This is a genomic window from Steroidobacter flavus, from assembly GCF_042651805.1.
GTDB classification, from domain to species: Bacteria; Pseudomonadota; Gammaproteobacteria; order Steroidobacterales; family Steroidobacteraceae; genus Steroidobacter; species Steroidobacter flavus.
Window position 1 is genome coordinate 70356 of record NZ_JBHSDU010000001.1, and the last position, 12842, is coordinate 83197.

Below are 12842 nucleotides of genomic sequence, written 5' to 3' on the forward strand. Positions count from 1 at the left end.
ATCAAGCTATTGGACGGCAAAGGTCATGTATTCGCATTAGACCTTTTTGGCCAATTGCTCTGCATAGCCAACGTAGCGGGCCGGCGATAGTTCCAGCAGCGCCTGCTTGGCAGACTCCGGCAGGGCGAGGCCGGACACAAACTGTCGCAACGAGGCAGCATCGACCCGCTGGCCGCGCGTCAGCGACTTCAATTGCTCATAGGCGTTCTCGACGCCATAGCGTCGCATCACGGTCTGGATGGGCTCGGCAAGCAGCTCCCAATTCGCATCCAGATCTTCGGCGAGCCGATTGGCATCCACATCGACTCGTTCCAGGCCGCGCTCGATGGAGCGCCAGGCAATCAACGCATGGCTGACCGCGACGCCGACATTCCGCAGCACCGTCGAATCGGTGAGATCGCGCTGCCACCGCGACACCGGCAGCTTGTCCGAGAGATAACGAAGCATCGAGATCGACAACGTGAGATTGCCTTCGCCGTTCTCGAAGTCGATTGGATTCACCTTGTGCGGCATGGTCGAGGAGCCGGTTTCGCCCGCCACCACGCGCTGACGGAAATAGCCGAGAGAGATGTAACCCCACATGTCACGGCACAGCGAGACCAGCACCGTGTTCAAGCGCGCCAGCGCATCGAAATATTCCGCCATCCAGTCGTGCGGCTCGATCTGGGTCGTGTACGGATTCCAGGTGAGGCCGAGCGATTCGACGAAGCGCTGACCGAGCCGCGGCCAATCGACGTTCGGATACGCGACGATATGCGCATTGAAGTTGCCGACCGCACCGTTGATCTTGCCGCTGATGGTGACGGCCGCGAAACGCGTGCGAGCCTCGCGCAAGCGGTAAGTGAAGTTCGCCACTTCCTTGCCGAGCGTCGTCGGGGTCGCGGGCTGGCCATGGGTCCGCGACATCATCGGTGTGGCCGCATGTAAATGCGCCAGGGAGCGCAGCCGGGTAATGAGCGTGTCGAGCCTCGGCAGCAGCACCAGATCGCGCGCTTCCCGCAGCATCAACGCGTAGCTGAGATTGTTGATATCTTCGGAGGTACAGGCGAAGTGGACGAACTCCCGACGGGTGCGCCACGCCGGCACGTCATCGAGACGACTCTTGACGAAGTACTCGACCGCCTTCACGTCATGGTTGGTCTCGCGCTCGAGCTTCTTGACCTCGGACGCCTCGGCATCGGTCAGCTCGGCGGCCAGCGCATCGAGCACGGTGAGCGCCGCGGCCGGCAGACCGCGCAGCTCGTCGATGCCCGGCTCAGCGGCCAGGGCTTTGAGCCAGAGCGCCTCGACGCGGACCCGCTGACGGATCAGCCCGCGCTCGCTGAAAATCGGCCGCAGCTCGGCGGCCTTGTCAGCATAGCGGCCGTCGATGGGTGAAATCGCATTCAAGGGACTGTTGTTCATCGTAGAATCATACCGCAGATCGGCTCGCTACCTTCAGGCGAGCTCGAGCGCGGTGAGAGGGAATGAGTGTGGCGAATGACGACTTTCGCATCGAGCGGGACAGCCTGGGCGAGTTGAAAGTCCCCAGCGATGCGTTGTGGGGCGCGCAGACGCAGCGTGCCGTGGATAACTTCCCGATCAGTAATCTGCGCATGCCGCGCGACTTCATTCGCGCGCTCGGCTTGATCAAGTGGGCCGCGGCCACCGCCAATCTGGAGCTGGGCGGTCTCGAGGCCAAGCACGCCGCGGCGATTCAGAAGGCCTCGATCGAGGTGGTCGACGGCAAGCACGACCGGCAATTCCCGGTGGACGTGTTCCAGACCGGCTCGGGCACCAGCAGCAACATGAATGCCAACGAGGTCATCGCCCACCTGGCCTCGAAGTTCGCCGGCATCGCCGTGCATCCGAACGATCACGTCAACATGAGCCAGAGCTCGAACGATGTGATTCCCACCGCCATTCACGTCAGTGCGTTGCTCGCGGTCGAGCAGCACTTGTTGCCGGCGCTCGCGTATCTGAGTGCAGTCATCAGTCGACGCATCGGTGAGATCGGCGAGATCGTGAAGACCGGCCGCACGCATTTGATGGATGCGATGCCGGTGACGTTCGGTCAGGAGCTGAGTGGCTGGCGCACGCAGATCGAACATGGCAGCGCCCGAGTGATGGAATCTCGTGCACGACTGCAGATGATCGCACTCGGCGGCACGGCCGTTGGCACCGGCGTCAACGCGCATCCTCGCTTCGCGCTGCGAGCCTCACGTTATCTCTCGGTGAAGAGCGGGCTCGAGCTCAAGCCCGCCACGAATTACTTCGAGGCGATGTCATCGCAGGACGCGGCGGTTGAACTCTCGGGACAGCTGCGCACGCTCGCGGTGTCGATGATGAAGATCGCGAACGACTTGCGTTGGATGAACAGCGGTCCGCTCGCAGGCTTGGGTGAGATCTCGTTGCCGACGCTCCAGCCCGGCAGCAGCATCATGCCGGGGAAAGTGAATCCAGTGATTCCCGAAGCCGTGACGATGGTGGCCGCCCAAGTAATGGGCAACGATGCGACCATCGCCATCGCCGGGCAGTCCGGCAATTTCCAGCTCAATGTGATGTTGCCGGTGATCGCCTATAACCTGTTACAGAGTATCGATCTGCTCGCGAACGCCGCGCGCTCGCTGGCCGATTCGGCGGTGGCGGGCTTCACCGTCAACGAACAACGCATCGGCGAAGCATTGAATCGCAACCCGATCCTGGTGACCGCGCTCAATCCGGTGATCGGTTACGAAGCGGGCGCGAAGATTGCGAAGGAAGCCTATGCCACCGGTCGCCCCATCAAGGACGTCGCCGCCGAACATACGCAGCTCTCCGATGAAGAGCTCTCGAAATATCTGGATCCGCGCGAGCTGACCAAGGCCGGCGGCAAAGCCCAAGGCGGCGGGGGCTAAATTGAACGATCGAATTGCCCTGCGGCGGCTCATTGAAGAGCGGCTGAAGGACTCCCGTGCGGTGCCCGACCCGACCACCGCCGTGCCCGCGGGATTTTCCGCCAAAGATATCGAAGCGATTCGAGCGTATTTTCCAGCCTCGCCGATGCCGGCGGCTGTGCTCGTGCCCATCGTCGATCATGAAACCGGGCTCACCGTGCTGCTCACCCAGCGCGCCTCCACGTTGAAGAATCACGCCGGGCAGATCAGCTTTCCCGGCGGTCGCATCGAGCCGACCGATCTGAATCCGTTGGAGGCGGCCTTGCGTGAGACCGAAGAGGAGATCGGGGTCGGCCGCGAATACATCACGTTCGCGGGCTATCTCGAGCCGCAGCTGGTGCTCTCGGGCTATTGGGTGACGCCGGTCGTCGCGTTCGTGCGGCCGGGCTTCGAGCTGCGCCTGGATCGTCGCGAAGTGGAGTTCGCCCTCGAAGTGCCGCTGCGTCACATTCTGGATCCGATGAATCATCGCTCACGCATCCGCGAGCTGGGGGCGGTGACCGTGCAGGTGTTCGATATTCCCTATCAGGAACACAATATCTGGGGCGCCACGGCCGGCATGTTGATGTCGCTGTATCGACTGCTACAACCTGAGTAATCCAACATGTCCGGCATTCAACGCCTGCTCGATATCATGAGTCGGTTGCGCGATCCGAGCGGCGGCTGTCCGTGGGATTTGCAACAGAACTTCAAGACCATCGCGCCATACACGGTCGAGGAAGCCTACGAAGTCGCCGATGCCATCGAGCGCGACGATCTGCCGTCGTTGCGCGATGAGCTGGGCGATCTGTTGTTTCAAGTCGTGTTTCATTCGCAGATGGCGAAGGAGCAGGGCGCGTTCGACTTCGACGCGGTGGCCAACGCCATTTGCGACAAGATGGAACGTCGTCATCCGCATGTGTTTGGCGATGCCTCCATCGCCGATGCCGAGGCGCAGACCGTTGCCTGGGAAGAGCAGAAGCGTCGCGAGCGGGCACAGAAACGCAGCGGTGAGGAACCGACAAGTGTGCTCGATGACGTGCCGGTCGCGTTGCCCGCGCTGACGCGTGCGAACAAGCTCGGCAAGCGCGCCGCCCAGGTGGGATTTGAATGGTCCGACGTGCACGGCGCCATCGAGAAGCTCGATGAGGAGATCGCCGAGTTCAAAGCGGAGGTGCGCTCGCATGCGTGCCTGCAGGCCGATACGGCGGCCGAAGGCCACGAGCGTCAGCACGAACGGCTCGCGGCCGAGATCGGCGACGTGCTCTTCTGCGTGGTGAACGTGTGCCGGTATCTGAAGATCGACCCGGAGCAGGCGCTCAAGCGCACCAACGCCAGCTTCGAGCGGCGTTTCCGTTATGTCGAACGCGGTCTCGCCAGGCAGGGCAAGACACCCCAGCAGGCCACCCTGGCCGAGATGGACAAGCTGTGGGATGAAGGCAAGGCCCACGAACGACGCCGCTCCTGAGCACTGTTGCACACTTGATACAGTCGGTAACAAGTTGTCTGACGAGGTTCAGGGTTCATTCATGGCTTCAGTCCTAATTTGACTCCCACGCTCGGTGCTTTCCACATACCGGGTTCCTGGAGAGATCAAGATGACTGTCGGTCGCGTTTCGATGGCTGTTGCGGGTGTCCTGGTGGCTGGTATGGCCCTGGCCGGACCGCCGCGCTACGAGCGCAGCTACTCCAACGAGTACGACTACGCCCCGGTCACCCACGTCGAGCCCATCGTACGGCAGGTCCGCGTCGAGACCCCGAATCGTGAGTGCTACGACGAAGTCCAGCAGGTCGAGTCCCGCCCGCACATCTCCGACCCGGAGGTCGGCGTCCGGACCCTGGTCGGCGGTCTGATTGGCGGTGTCATCGGTCACCAGTTCGGCAGCGGCCGGGGCCGGGATGCGGCCACCGTCGCCGGTGCCACGGTCGGTGCCGCGGTCGGCTACGACGCCGCCGCCCGCCGTTCAGCTTCAGTGCGTGAAGAAATAGTTCAGCGTTGCGAAGTCCGATATGAGAAACGATACGAAGAGCGTATTGACGGGTACCGGGTGACCTACGAGTACAACGGTCGTGAATACACGACCCGACTGCCGTACGACCCCGGTGAGCGCATTCGCGTCAGGGTGGCTGTCGCCGTGGCGGAATGAGGTGGAAGCCGGTCAAACGATTTCCATCTTCAACGGGAGTTTTCTCAAAGGTTGTGCGGCGGGGCGTGAACATACGTCCCGCCGTGCGTACACTTAGCCCCCATGCGCACTTTCTGGCACCTGTTGTTGGTTACGCTATCGCTGGTGGCAGCGGTACCGAGCGCCAATGCCCAGGAGCTGATCGATCGCCGCCAGCGTCGCGACTTTCGCACCGAGCCTTCGGGCATCTCGCTCGATCAAGCGGTGGAGATGGCGCAACGGCGGTTTCGAGCCAAGGCGGTCCGAGCCGAGACCGTTCGCAATGGCGACAAGGTGGAGCATCGCATCCGCCTGCTCAGCGCCGATGGCAAGGTACGGAACGTGAGCGTGGACGCAGACTCGGGAGCAATGAACTGATCCATGCGCGTCCTAATTGTTGAAGACGAACAGACCCTGCGTGAATCCATCGTCGAACAACTGCAGCAGCACGGCTTCACGGTCGATGCGGCTGCCGATGGCGAAGAAGGACTCTACTGCGGGCGGGAATATGCCCTGGACCTGGCGGTGGTCGACCTCGGTCTGCCGAAGCTGCCGGGCCTCGAGCTGATCAAGACGCTGCGCGGCGAAGGCAAGAGCTTTCCCATCCTGATCCTGACGGCGCGCGATCGCTGGCAGGACAAGGTGGAAGGGCTGCAGGCCGGCGCCGACGACTACGTCGCCAAGCCGTTCCATTTCGAGGAGCTGCTGGCGCGCGTGCAGGCGCTACTGCGTCGCTCGGGCGGCTGGGCTCAGCCGGTGCTGCGTTGTGGTCCGGTGTCGCTGGATCCGCGGACTCAGGAAGTCACGGTCAACGGCCGCAAGGTCGATCTGACCAGCTTCGAGTACCGCATCCTCGATCACCTGATCCACCGGGCGGGCGAGGTGATCTCCAAGAGCGAGCTGACCGAACGGTTGTATGCTCAGGACTTCGACCGGGACAGCAACACCATCGAGGTGTTCATCGGTCGGCTGCGCCGCAAGCTCGATCCGGACGAGACCATCAAGCCGATCGAGACGCTGCGCGGCCGGGGTTACCGCTTCGCCCTTCAGCGTGACACAGCCGCCGCCTGAGAACTGACCACCGGGGACGATGCAGCCGCGTTCGTTAAGCACACGACTGCTCGTCTCGGTCAGCATCCTGCTGATCCTGTTCTTTGGCGTCACCATTCTGGCCCTGGACTTCGTGTTCCAGGACCTGAGCCGTCGCGCCATCGAGGATCGGCTGGAGGTTCAAGTCGTGGCGTTGCTGTCGGCGTCCGAGGAGGACTCGAGCGGCGGCCTGCGTCCCGATCAGCTCGCCGAGCCCCGGTTCGACAACCCGGGCTCGGGGCTGTACGGCGAGATCCTGCGCAGCGACGGCCGGCCCAGCTGGCGCTCCAAATCGCTCACCGGCACTGGCATCGAATTTCCTCACGTCCAGGTCGGCGAGCGTCGTTTCGGCGAGCTGCAGCGGGCCGATGGCACCACCGTGCTGTCTTTCAGCATGGGCATCGAGTGGCAGTTTCGGAATCGGGTCACGCGCTCGTTCGTTTACAGCGTCGCGGAAAGTCTCGAGCCTTATTACGCGAATTTGAGCCGACTGCGCGGCCGAATGTTCGGTTGGTTCGGTGCGTTGATGGTCCTGCTGCTCGGTGCCTTGGCGCTGCTGTTACGACGCTTGCTGTCGCCGCTGCGACGAGTCGAACGTGAGATCGAATCGATCGAGGCCGGCGTGCTCACCGAGCTCGGCAGTGGTTATCCCCGCGAGCTGCTCGGTATCACGACGAATTTGAATGCGCTCCTTCGCAGCGAGCGTGAGCGTCTGGCGCGTTATCGAAATACGCTCGGCAATCTCGCGCACAGTTTCAAGACGCCGCTCGCGGTCATGCGCAATCTGCTCAGCACCCAAAGCGGTCGTGAGCTCACGGTCGTTCGGCAGCTCGACGATCAGGTCGGGCGCATGGATGACATCGTCAAATATCAGCTGCGTCGCGCGGCCGCCGCGGGTGGCAGCGGCCTGGGTTCTGCGCCGGTCGACGTTCGTGATGCGCTGGAAGCCCTGCGAGGCGCACTGCTGAAGGTTTACGCGGATCGCGGTATCACTTGTGAGCTGAGCGTCGCCGAAGGCGCGACCTTCACTGGCGACCGCGAAGACCTGACAGAGATCGCGGGCAATCTGCTCGATAACGCCTTCAAGTGGACCCGGACCACCGTGCGTATCACCGCCGATCGAGTCGTGAGTCCCGCGGCCCGGCGCGATGGCTTGCGCATCGTGATCGAGGACGACGGCCCGGGCATTCCCGTCGACTCTCGCGCCCGGGTTCTGGAGCGGGGCGCTCGATTGGACGAGCGCGTGGCCGGGCAGGGCATTGGCTTGTCGGTGGTTCGAGAGCTGGTCAATCTCAACGGCGGCATCATCGATATCGACCAGTCCGCCCTGGGCGGCGCTCGGATCGAGGTGAAAATAGCCCCCGTTTAGTAGTCATCTGTCTCGCTCCCGGCAAAGCCGGGAGCATTTCGTGAACGCTGGCTCTTGAAACCTCCTGGCGCAATCGCATACAAGTCGGCTGCGCGATGAGTACCCCGAATTCCTCTTACACCGCGGCGCTGCTGGCGCTGCGCGACCAGCTCCCCAATACGCGATTCGCCGACCGGCCGCGTCTGTCGCGGGAGCTGGATCGCCTGTTCGCGCGCCGTCATCCGCCTGCGGAGCCCGACGGCGCCATCGATCGGCTGCGCCAGTCGATCGAGGCTTCCGTTGCTACCGTCGAGCGTGTCAAAGCACTGCCCTTGCGCCTCGAATACGACGCGGGGCTGCCGATCACCGCGCATCGCGAAGAGATTGCAAAAGCATTACAAACAAGCCAGCTCGTCGTGGTCTGTGGCGCGACCGGCTCCGGTAAAACGACTCAGCTGCCGAAGATCTGTATGGAAGCCGGGCGCGGCACGTTCGGTCTGATCGGTCACACGCAGCCTCGGCGTATCGCGGCCCGCGCCATCGCGAGCCGACTCGCCGAAGAACTGCAGACCACCGTCGGCGGCGCGGTGGGTTATCAGGTGCGATTCAACGATCGCACCGGCCCGGACTGCCGGATCAAGCTCATGACCGACGGTATTCTCCTGCGTGAGCTCGAGAACGACCGGCTGCTCCGTCGCTATGACACATTGATCATCGACGAAGCGCACGAGCGCAGCCTCAACATCGATTTCCTGCTCGGTGTGTTGAAGCGGCTGCTGCCGCAGCGGCCCGACCTGCGCGTCGTGATCACCTCGGCCACCATCGACCCGCAACGCTTCGCCGAGTTCTTCGGTGGCGCGCCGATCATCGAAGTCTCAGGACGCAGCTATCCAGTGGAAGTGCGCTATCGGCCGCTGACCGGCACCGATGAGGACGACTACGAGTTGTCGCTCGATGAAGGCATCGTTGCCGCGGTCCAAGAATTGGATCGCGTAGATCGCGGCGATGTGCTCGTGTTCTTACCAGGCGAGAAACAAATCCGCGACGCCGCCGATGCGCTGTCGAAAGCCCGTCTACACGGCACCGAAGTGCTGCCGCTGTTCGCGCGGTTGTCGACACGCGATCAGGAAAAGATCTTCGAGAAGCATGGCCAGCGTCGCGTCGTGCTCGCGACCAACGTGGCCGAAACCTCACTCACCGTGCCAGGCATTCGGCACGTCATCGACTCGGGTCTCGCTCGTATCAGTCGTTACAGCGTGCGCGGCAAAGTCCAGCGACTGCCGATCGAGCCGATCTCACAAGCCAGCGCCGATCAACGCAAAGGTCGGTCGGGTCGTGAAGCGCCCGGCATTTGTATTCGGTTGTACGCGGAAGATGATTTCAATCTGCGTGCGCCATTCACGCCGCCCGAAGTTCTGCGCACGAACCTCGCGAGCGTCATTCTGCAGATGGCCGCGCTGGAACTGGGCGAGCCGGAGGCCTTCCCGTTCGTCGATCCGCCCGATACGCGGCTGATCAACGATGGGTATCGACTGCTGCAAGAGTTGAAGGCGGTCGATGACGATCGGCGGGTCACGAGCTTGGGTCGTCAGCTATCGTCGTTGCCGGTCGATCCGAGGCTCGGTCGCATGCTGCTTGCGGCGAGTCATCACAGTTGTTTGTCTGAAATGCTCGTGATCGCATCGTTCCTGTCCGCGCAGGATCCGCGCGAACGACCGTCCGATGCGCAGGCACAGGCCGATCAGAAGCACGCCACGTTCGCGGATTCCCGATCGGATTTCGTGGGCGTGCTGAACTTGTGGAACACCTATCAGACCCAGGTCGCCGAGTTGTCTGGCAGCCAGCTGCGCAAATGGTGTCGCGAGAACTTCATCGCGTTCATGCGTGCGCGTGAGTGGGCCGAACTTCATCGACAGCTCAGCGAGACGGTGAAGGAGCTGGAGCTCAAACCGAACAGCGCGCCGGCCGACTACGCGAATCTGCATCAGGCCATCCTCACGGGATTCCTGGGCAACATCGGCGCGCTCGATGAGAAGCGAGAATACGACGGTGCACGTGGCACGCGCTTCGTGATCGCACCAGGTACGCCGCTTGCGGGCAAGCCGCCGAAGTGGGTGGTCGCTGCGAACTTGATGGAAACAACGCGGCTCTATGCACGCACCGTCGCTGCGATCGAGCCGCAATGGATCGAATCCGCCGGCGCGCATCTGATCAAGCGCAGTTATAGCGAGCCGCACTGGGTGGAAGATCGCGGCTTCGTCGCGGCGTTCGAGTCGGTCGCGTTGTATGGACTGACGCTCTCATCCCGTCGACGGATCAATCTCGGCAATGTCTCTCCACGCGAGGCACAAGAGATTTTCGTGCGCGAGGCGTTGGTCGAAGGTCATTCGCGCGTCAAGGCCGACTTCCTGAAACACAATCGTCGCTTGCGTCAGCAGGTCGAGGTGATGGAGGCGAAGGTCCGCCGTCGCGACATTCTGGCCGATGAGCAGGCGATCTGTGACTTTTATCTGGCTCGACTGCCGGAGACGGTGAATTCGGTCTCGGCGCTCGAGAAGTGGCTGCGAACGCCCGGTCATGCCCAGCAGTTGCACATGACGCTCGCGGATATCGCGCGTCGTGATGCGTCTGAAATTACACCGCAGGAGTTTCCGCCGGTCATGGCGGTCACGGGCAACGAGCTGCCCCTCGAATATCGTTTTGAGCCCGGCTCGGTCAGCGATGGCGTGACGGTGGTGTTGCCGAAGCCGCTGTTGAGCTCCGCGGTCATCGGTGACTTCTCGCGTCCCATTCCGGGCTGGCGTGTCGAGACCCTCACTCAGCTGTTACGCAGTCTGCCGAAGCAGATTCGAAAGTCGTTCGTTCCCGTGCCCGAACACGCGGCGCGGGCGGCGGCGGAAATCGATGAGTCGAAGGAATTCAACACCGCGGTGGCCGAGTGGATCACTCGCGTCGGCGGCACGAATGTCACGGCGGAGGAGGTGGCGGCACTTCCCTTGCCTGACCATTTGCGCGTGAACTTCCGCGTCGCCGATCTCGATGGCAAGACACTCGCCGAAGGTCGCGATCTCGCGGCGTTGAAACGCGCCGTCCGAGAAACCGAAGCGAAGTCGGGCGATTACAAGCCCGCCACGACCGGCGGCGTGCATCGCCGCTGGGACTTCGGCGATCTGGCGATTGAGGAGTCGGTGCAACGGCGCGGGCTGCGCTTCTCCGTGTACCCCACGCTGCGCGATCGCGGTGACGTGGTCGAAGTAGCCGAGGCTGCCACGTTGGTCGATGCCGAAGGGATGCTTCGCTTGGGCGTCCTGCGGCTCGCCATCTTGTCGCTGGCCGAACAGTTTAAATATGCCCGCAAGCGCTGCTCGGAGCGCACCGAGCTCATGCTGCTCGCGCAAGGGTTGAACAACTCGCGCCCCATCGCCGAGGCGCTGGCGGAAAAATGTTTCGTCGAATGTTTCCTGAGCGAGGAGGGCGCATTGCCACGCTCGGCGGCGCAGTTCGATGCGCTTTTAGACAAGCACCGCGCCCGCTTCGGCGAAGTGACTGATCGCGTGATCGAGCACACGGCCTCGGCCCTGCGCGAGCTGCGAAACGCACGCATGAAGCTGGCATCGATTGAAGGCGTGACATTCCAAGCGCTGCGGACCGACGTTCAAGCGCAGCTGCAAATGCTCGTCCCGGGCGACTTCCCCGCGAGCGTGCCAAGCGCGCTGTGGCCGCATCTGCCACGTTACTTCAAGGCGCTGACGCGCCGGCTCGACAAGGCGCCCGGCAATCAGAAGCGCGACGTCGAGCTGATGAAGCAGATCTCTCCTGCGACCCAGGCCTACCAGCGGCTCCGCTCACAAGCGCCCAAGGGCGAAACGCATCCGGAGCTCGATCGTTTGCAATGGATGATCGAAGAGTTTCGCGTGTCGCTGTTCGCCCAGGATCTCAAGGCCGCCTTGCCCGTATCGGACAAGCGCATCGCAGACCAGATCGAACGCGCCCGCGTCGAAGTTCAGCGCGCCGCGTAGTCAGCCATTCGAAACCACTCGCCACTAGTGGATGTGGTTCTGGGGCTATGCGACCCATGGATTGATGGTGGAGACGCCAGCAGCCGCGAACGGAGCCGTATCGCGAGTGGCGACGGCAAAGCCATTGGTTGCGGCAATGGCGGCAATATAGCCATCTGCTGCGGCCACGGTGACGCCCGCAGCGCGGGCTTTCGCCATCAGTCCTGCGTAAGCTGGCGTGCACGCCAAGTCGAAGGGCAACACGCGCCCCGCGAAAAGAGAGAGCACACGCTTTTCGAGGTTTTCCTGAAGGCCGGCGCGACGCTTCCCGGCAGGTAGTTGCGCCACCCCGGCGCGCAGTTCCGCCACCGTGACCGCGGAAAGAAACAATGTTTCGAGTGGTTGTGAGTCGATCCACTCGATAACCCGGGCTTCGGGCGTAGGTCGTAGGGGCTCTGAGACGACGTTTGTATCGAGTAGGATCATTCGAAGCGGACCGGCCGGGCCGGAGTTTTGTCCCGCACCTGTTCGAAGACCGCAAACTCTTCATCGGTCAGTCGAGCCTTGCGGCCCACCTCAGCAAGCAAGGAACCGAGCTTCACGCGTCCTTCAGGCTTCACCGCGGCGCTGAGAATCTCACGGATCTCGGCTTCTGTGCTGCGGCCATGTTGGGCAGCCCGCACGCGAAGCGCGCGATGCACCTCCTCGGGTACATTGCGTACTGTAATGGACGACATGCACAGTCTCCTTTTGATAGGAATGATTGCACTTTATCAGAATGCAATCATTCCTGCAAAGTGCCGCTTGTAGCAGTCAGCGTGGCGCGGGTTACAGTAAGGCCTGGGCTTGCATGGAGGGTTTATGAAGTCCCATCTCTGGACCGCATTGCTGATCCTCGCCTCGGTGGGCAGCGGCCTCAATGCGGGCCTGTTCTTCATCTTCTCCAACACCATCATGCGCGCCTTCGACCGACTGCCCGCAGCGGGCGCCGTCGCGGCGATGAACAGCATCAATCGAATCATCCAGAATCCGCTGTTCTTCCTGGTGTTCTTCGGCACAGCGCTGCTGTGCCTGGTGCTGCTCATCGGCCGTCTCAATTCGCCGCTGGTCGTGGCCGGAGCGTTGTTTTATCTGGCAGGCTCGATGGGCGTCACGATGGTATGCAACGTGCCGCTCAACGATAAGTTGGAGAAAGTCTCACCGTCGGCCACTGACCTGGAAACGCAGTGGCACGCCTATCGCAGGCCTTGGACGAGATGGAATCATGTGAGAGTCCTCGCGTGCCTGCTCGCGGCGGCGGCGTTCGTGATCGAGATTTCTCGCTGATCGGCAAGCGCGAAAGCCGGCA

At 62.6% G+C, this 12842-nt stretch carries 12 protein-coding genes; 9 read left to right on the plus strand and 3 right to left on the minus strand.

Annotation, left to right across the window (positions count from 1 at the left end; genetic code table 11):
* Nucleotides 1-36 precede the first annotated feature (36 nt).
* On the minus strand, nt 37-1404 hold the full coding sequence (purB, locus tag ACFPN2_RS00275; RefSeq protein WP_380593824.1) for an adenylosuccinate lyase: 1368 nt from the start codon (nt 1402-1404) through the stop codon (nt 37-39).
* A 62-nt stretch (nt 1405-1466) separates the two neighbouring features.
* Here purB and ACFPN2_RS00280 point away from each other — a divergent pair, with 62 nt between their 5' ends.
* The 8 genes from ACFPN2_RS00280 (at nt 1467) to hrpA (ending at nt 11515) form a co-directional block, all read left to right on the plus strand.
* Nucleotides 1467-2876 (plus strand): class II fumarate hydratase, encoded by a 1410-nt coding sequence (locus tag ACFPN2_RS00280; RefSeq protein ID WP_380593826.1) that lies wholly within the window; start codon nt 1467-1469, stop codon nt 2874-2876.
* 1 nt (nt 2877) lies between these two features.
* Nucleotides 2878-3513 (plus strand): NUDIX hydrolase, encoded by a 636-nt coding sequence (locus tag ACFPN2_RS00285; protein ID WP_380593828.1) that lies wholly within the window; start codon nt 2878-2880, stop codon nt 3511-3513.
* A 6-nt stretch (nt 3514-3519) separates the two neighbouring features.
* Nucleotides 3520-4362: a nucleoside triphosphate pyrophosphohydrolase gene (mazG, locus tag ACFPN2_RS00290; RefSeq protein WP_380593830.1), complete on the plus strand. Its 843-nt coding sequence runs from the start codon at nt 3520-3522 to the stop codon at nt 4360-4362.
* Nucleotides 4363-4492: 130 nt separating this feature from the next.
* Complete coding sequence (locus ACFPN2_RS00295) at nt 4493-5041, plus strand: glycine zipper 2TM domain-containing protein (protein WP_380593832.1); 549 nt, start codon at nt 4493-4495, stop codon at nt 5039-5041.
* Nucleotides 5042-5143: 102 nt separating this feature from the next.
* Nucleotides 5144-5437, plus strand: a complete 294-nt coding sequence (locus tag ACFPN2_RS00300; protein WP_380593834.1) for a PepSY domain-containing protein — start codon at nt 5144-5146, stop codon at nt 5435-5437.
* A gap of 3 nt (nt 5438-5440) precedes the next feature.
* Nucleotides 5441-6130 (plus strand): response regulator transcription factor, encoded by a 690-nt coding sequence (locus tag ACFPN2_RS00305; RefSeq protein ID WP_380593836.1) that lies wholly within the window; start codon nt 5441-5443, stop codon nt 6128-6130.
* A 19-nt stretch (nt 6131-6149) separates the two neighbouring features.
* The gene (locus tag ACFPN2_RS00310; protein WP_380593838.1) at nt 6150-7517 is read left to right on the plus strand and encodes an ATP-binding protein; all 1368 of its coding nucleotides are present in this window, start codon (nt 6150-6152) and stop codon (nt 7515-7517) included.
* Nucleotides 7518-7612: 95 nt separating this feature from the next.
* On the plus strand, nt 7613-11515 hold the full coding sequence (gene hrpA, locus ACFPN2_RS00315) for an ATP-dependent RNA helicase HrpA (protein WP_380593840.1): 3903 nt from the start codon (nt 7613-7615) through the stop codon (nt 11513-11515).
* Between the two features lie 45 nt (nt 11516-11560).
* Here the strand turns inward: hrpA and ACFPN2_RS00320 are convergent, their stop codons facing one another.
* The gene (locus ACFPN2_RS00320; protein ID WP_380593842.1) at nt 11561-11980 is read right to left on the minus strand and encodes a type II toxin-antitoxin system VapC family toxin; all 420 of its coding nucleotides are present in this window, start codon (nt 11978-11980) and stop codon (nt 11561-11563) included.
* The gene (locus tag ACFPN2_RS00325) at nt 11977-12231 is read right to left on the minus strand and encodes a FitA-like ribbon-helix-helix domain-containing protein (protein ID WP_380593844.1); all 255 of its coding nucleotides are present in this window, start codon (nt 12229-12231) and stop codon (nt 11977-11979) included. Before ACFPN2_RS00325 ends, ACFPN2_RS00320 begins: the two co-directional genes overlap by 4 nt.
* Before the next feature lie 124 nt (nt 12232-12355).
* Between ACFPN2_RS00325 and ACFPN2_RS00330 the strand changes: the two genes are divergently transcribed.
* Nucleotides 12356-12820 (plus strand): anthrone oxygenase family protein, encoded by a 465-nt coding sequence (locus ACFPN2_RS00330; RefSeq protein WP_380593846.1) that lies wholly within the window; start codon nt 12356-12358, stop codon nt 12818-12820.
* The last annotated feature ends 22 nt before the right edge of the window (nt 12821-12842 follow it).

Bases quoted from the DNA above. Each gene is read 5' to 3' on its own strand.
- ACFPN2_RS00280 (WP_380593826.1), top strand. From the start codon at position 1,467: ATGAGTGTGGCGAATGACGACTTTCGCATCGAGCGGGACAGCCTGGGC.
- ACFPN2_RS00330 (WP_380593846.1), top strand. From the start codon at position 12,356: ATGAAGTCCCATCTCTGGACCGCATTGCTGATCCTCGCCTCGGTGGGC.
- ACFPN2_RS00325 (WP_380593844.1), bottom strand. From the start codon at position 12,231: ATGTCGTCCATTACAGTACGCAATGTACCCGAGGAGGTGCATCGCGCG.
- ACFPN2_RS00305 (WP_380593836.1), top strand. From the start codon at position 5,441: ATGCGCGTCCTAATTGTTGAAGACGAACAGACCCTGCGTGAATCCATC.
- ACFPN2_RS00320 (WP_380593842.1), bottom strand. From the start codon at position 11,980: ATGATCCTACTCGATACAAACGTCGTCTCAGAGCCCCTACGACCTACG.
- ACFPN2_RS00310 (WP_380593838.1), top strand. From the start codon at position 6,150: ATGCAGCCGCGTTCGTTAAGCACACGACTGCTCGTCTCGGTCAGCATC.
- hrpA (WP_380593840.1), top strand. From the start codon at position 7,613: ATGAGTACCCCGAATTCCTCTTACACCGCGGCGCTGCTGGCGCTGCGC.
- ACFPN2_RS00300 (WP_380593834.1), top strand. From the start codon at position 5,144: ATGCGCACTTTCTGGCACCTGTTGTTGGTTACGCTATCGCTGGTGGCA.
- ACFPN2_RS00295 (WP_380593832.1), top strand. From the start codon at position 4,493: ATGACTGTCGGTCGCGTTTCGATGGCTGTTGCGGGTGTCCTGGTGGCT.
- purB (WP_380593824.1), bottom strand. From the start codon at position 1,404: ATGAACAACAGTCCCTTGAATGCGATTTCACCCATCGACGGCCGCTAT.
- mazG (WP_380593830.1), top strand. From the start codon at position 3,520: ATGTCCGGCATTCAACGCCTGCTCGATATCATGAGTCGGTTGCGCGAT.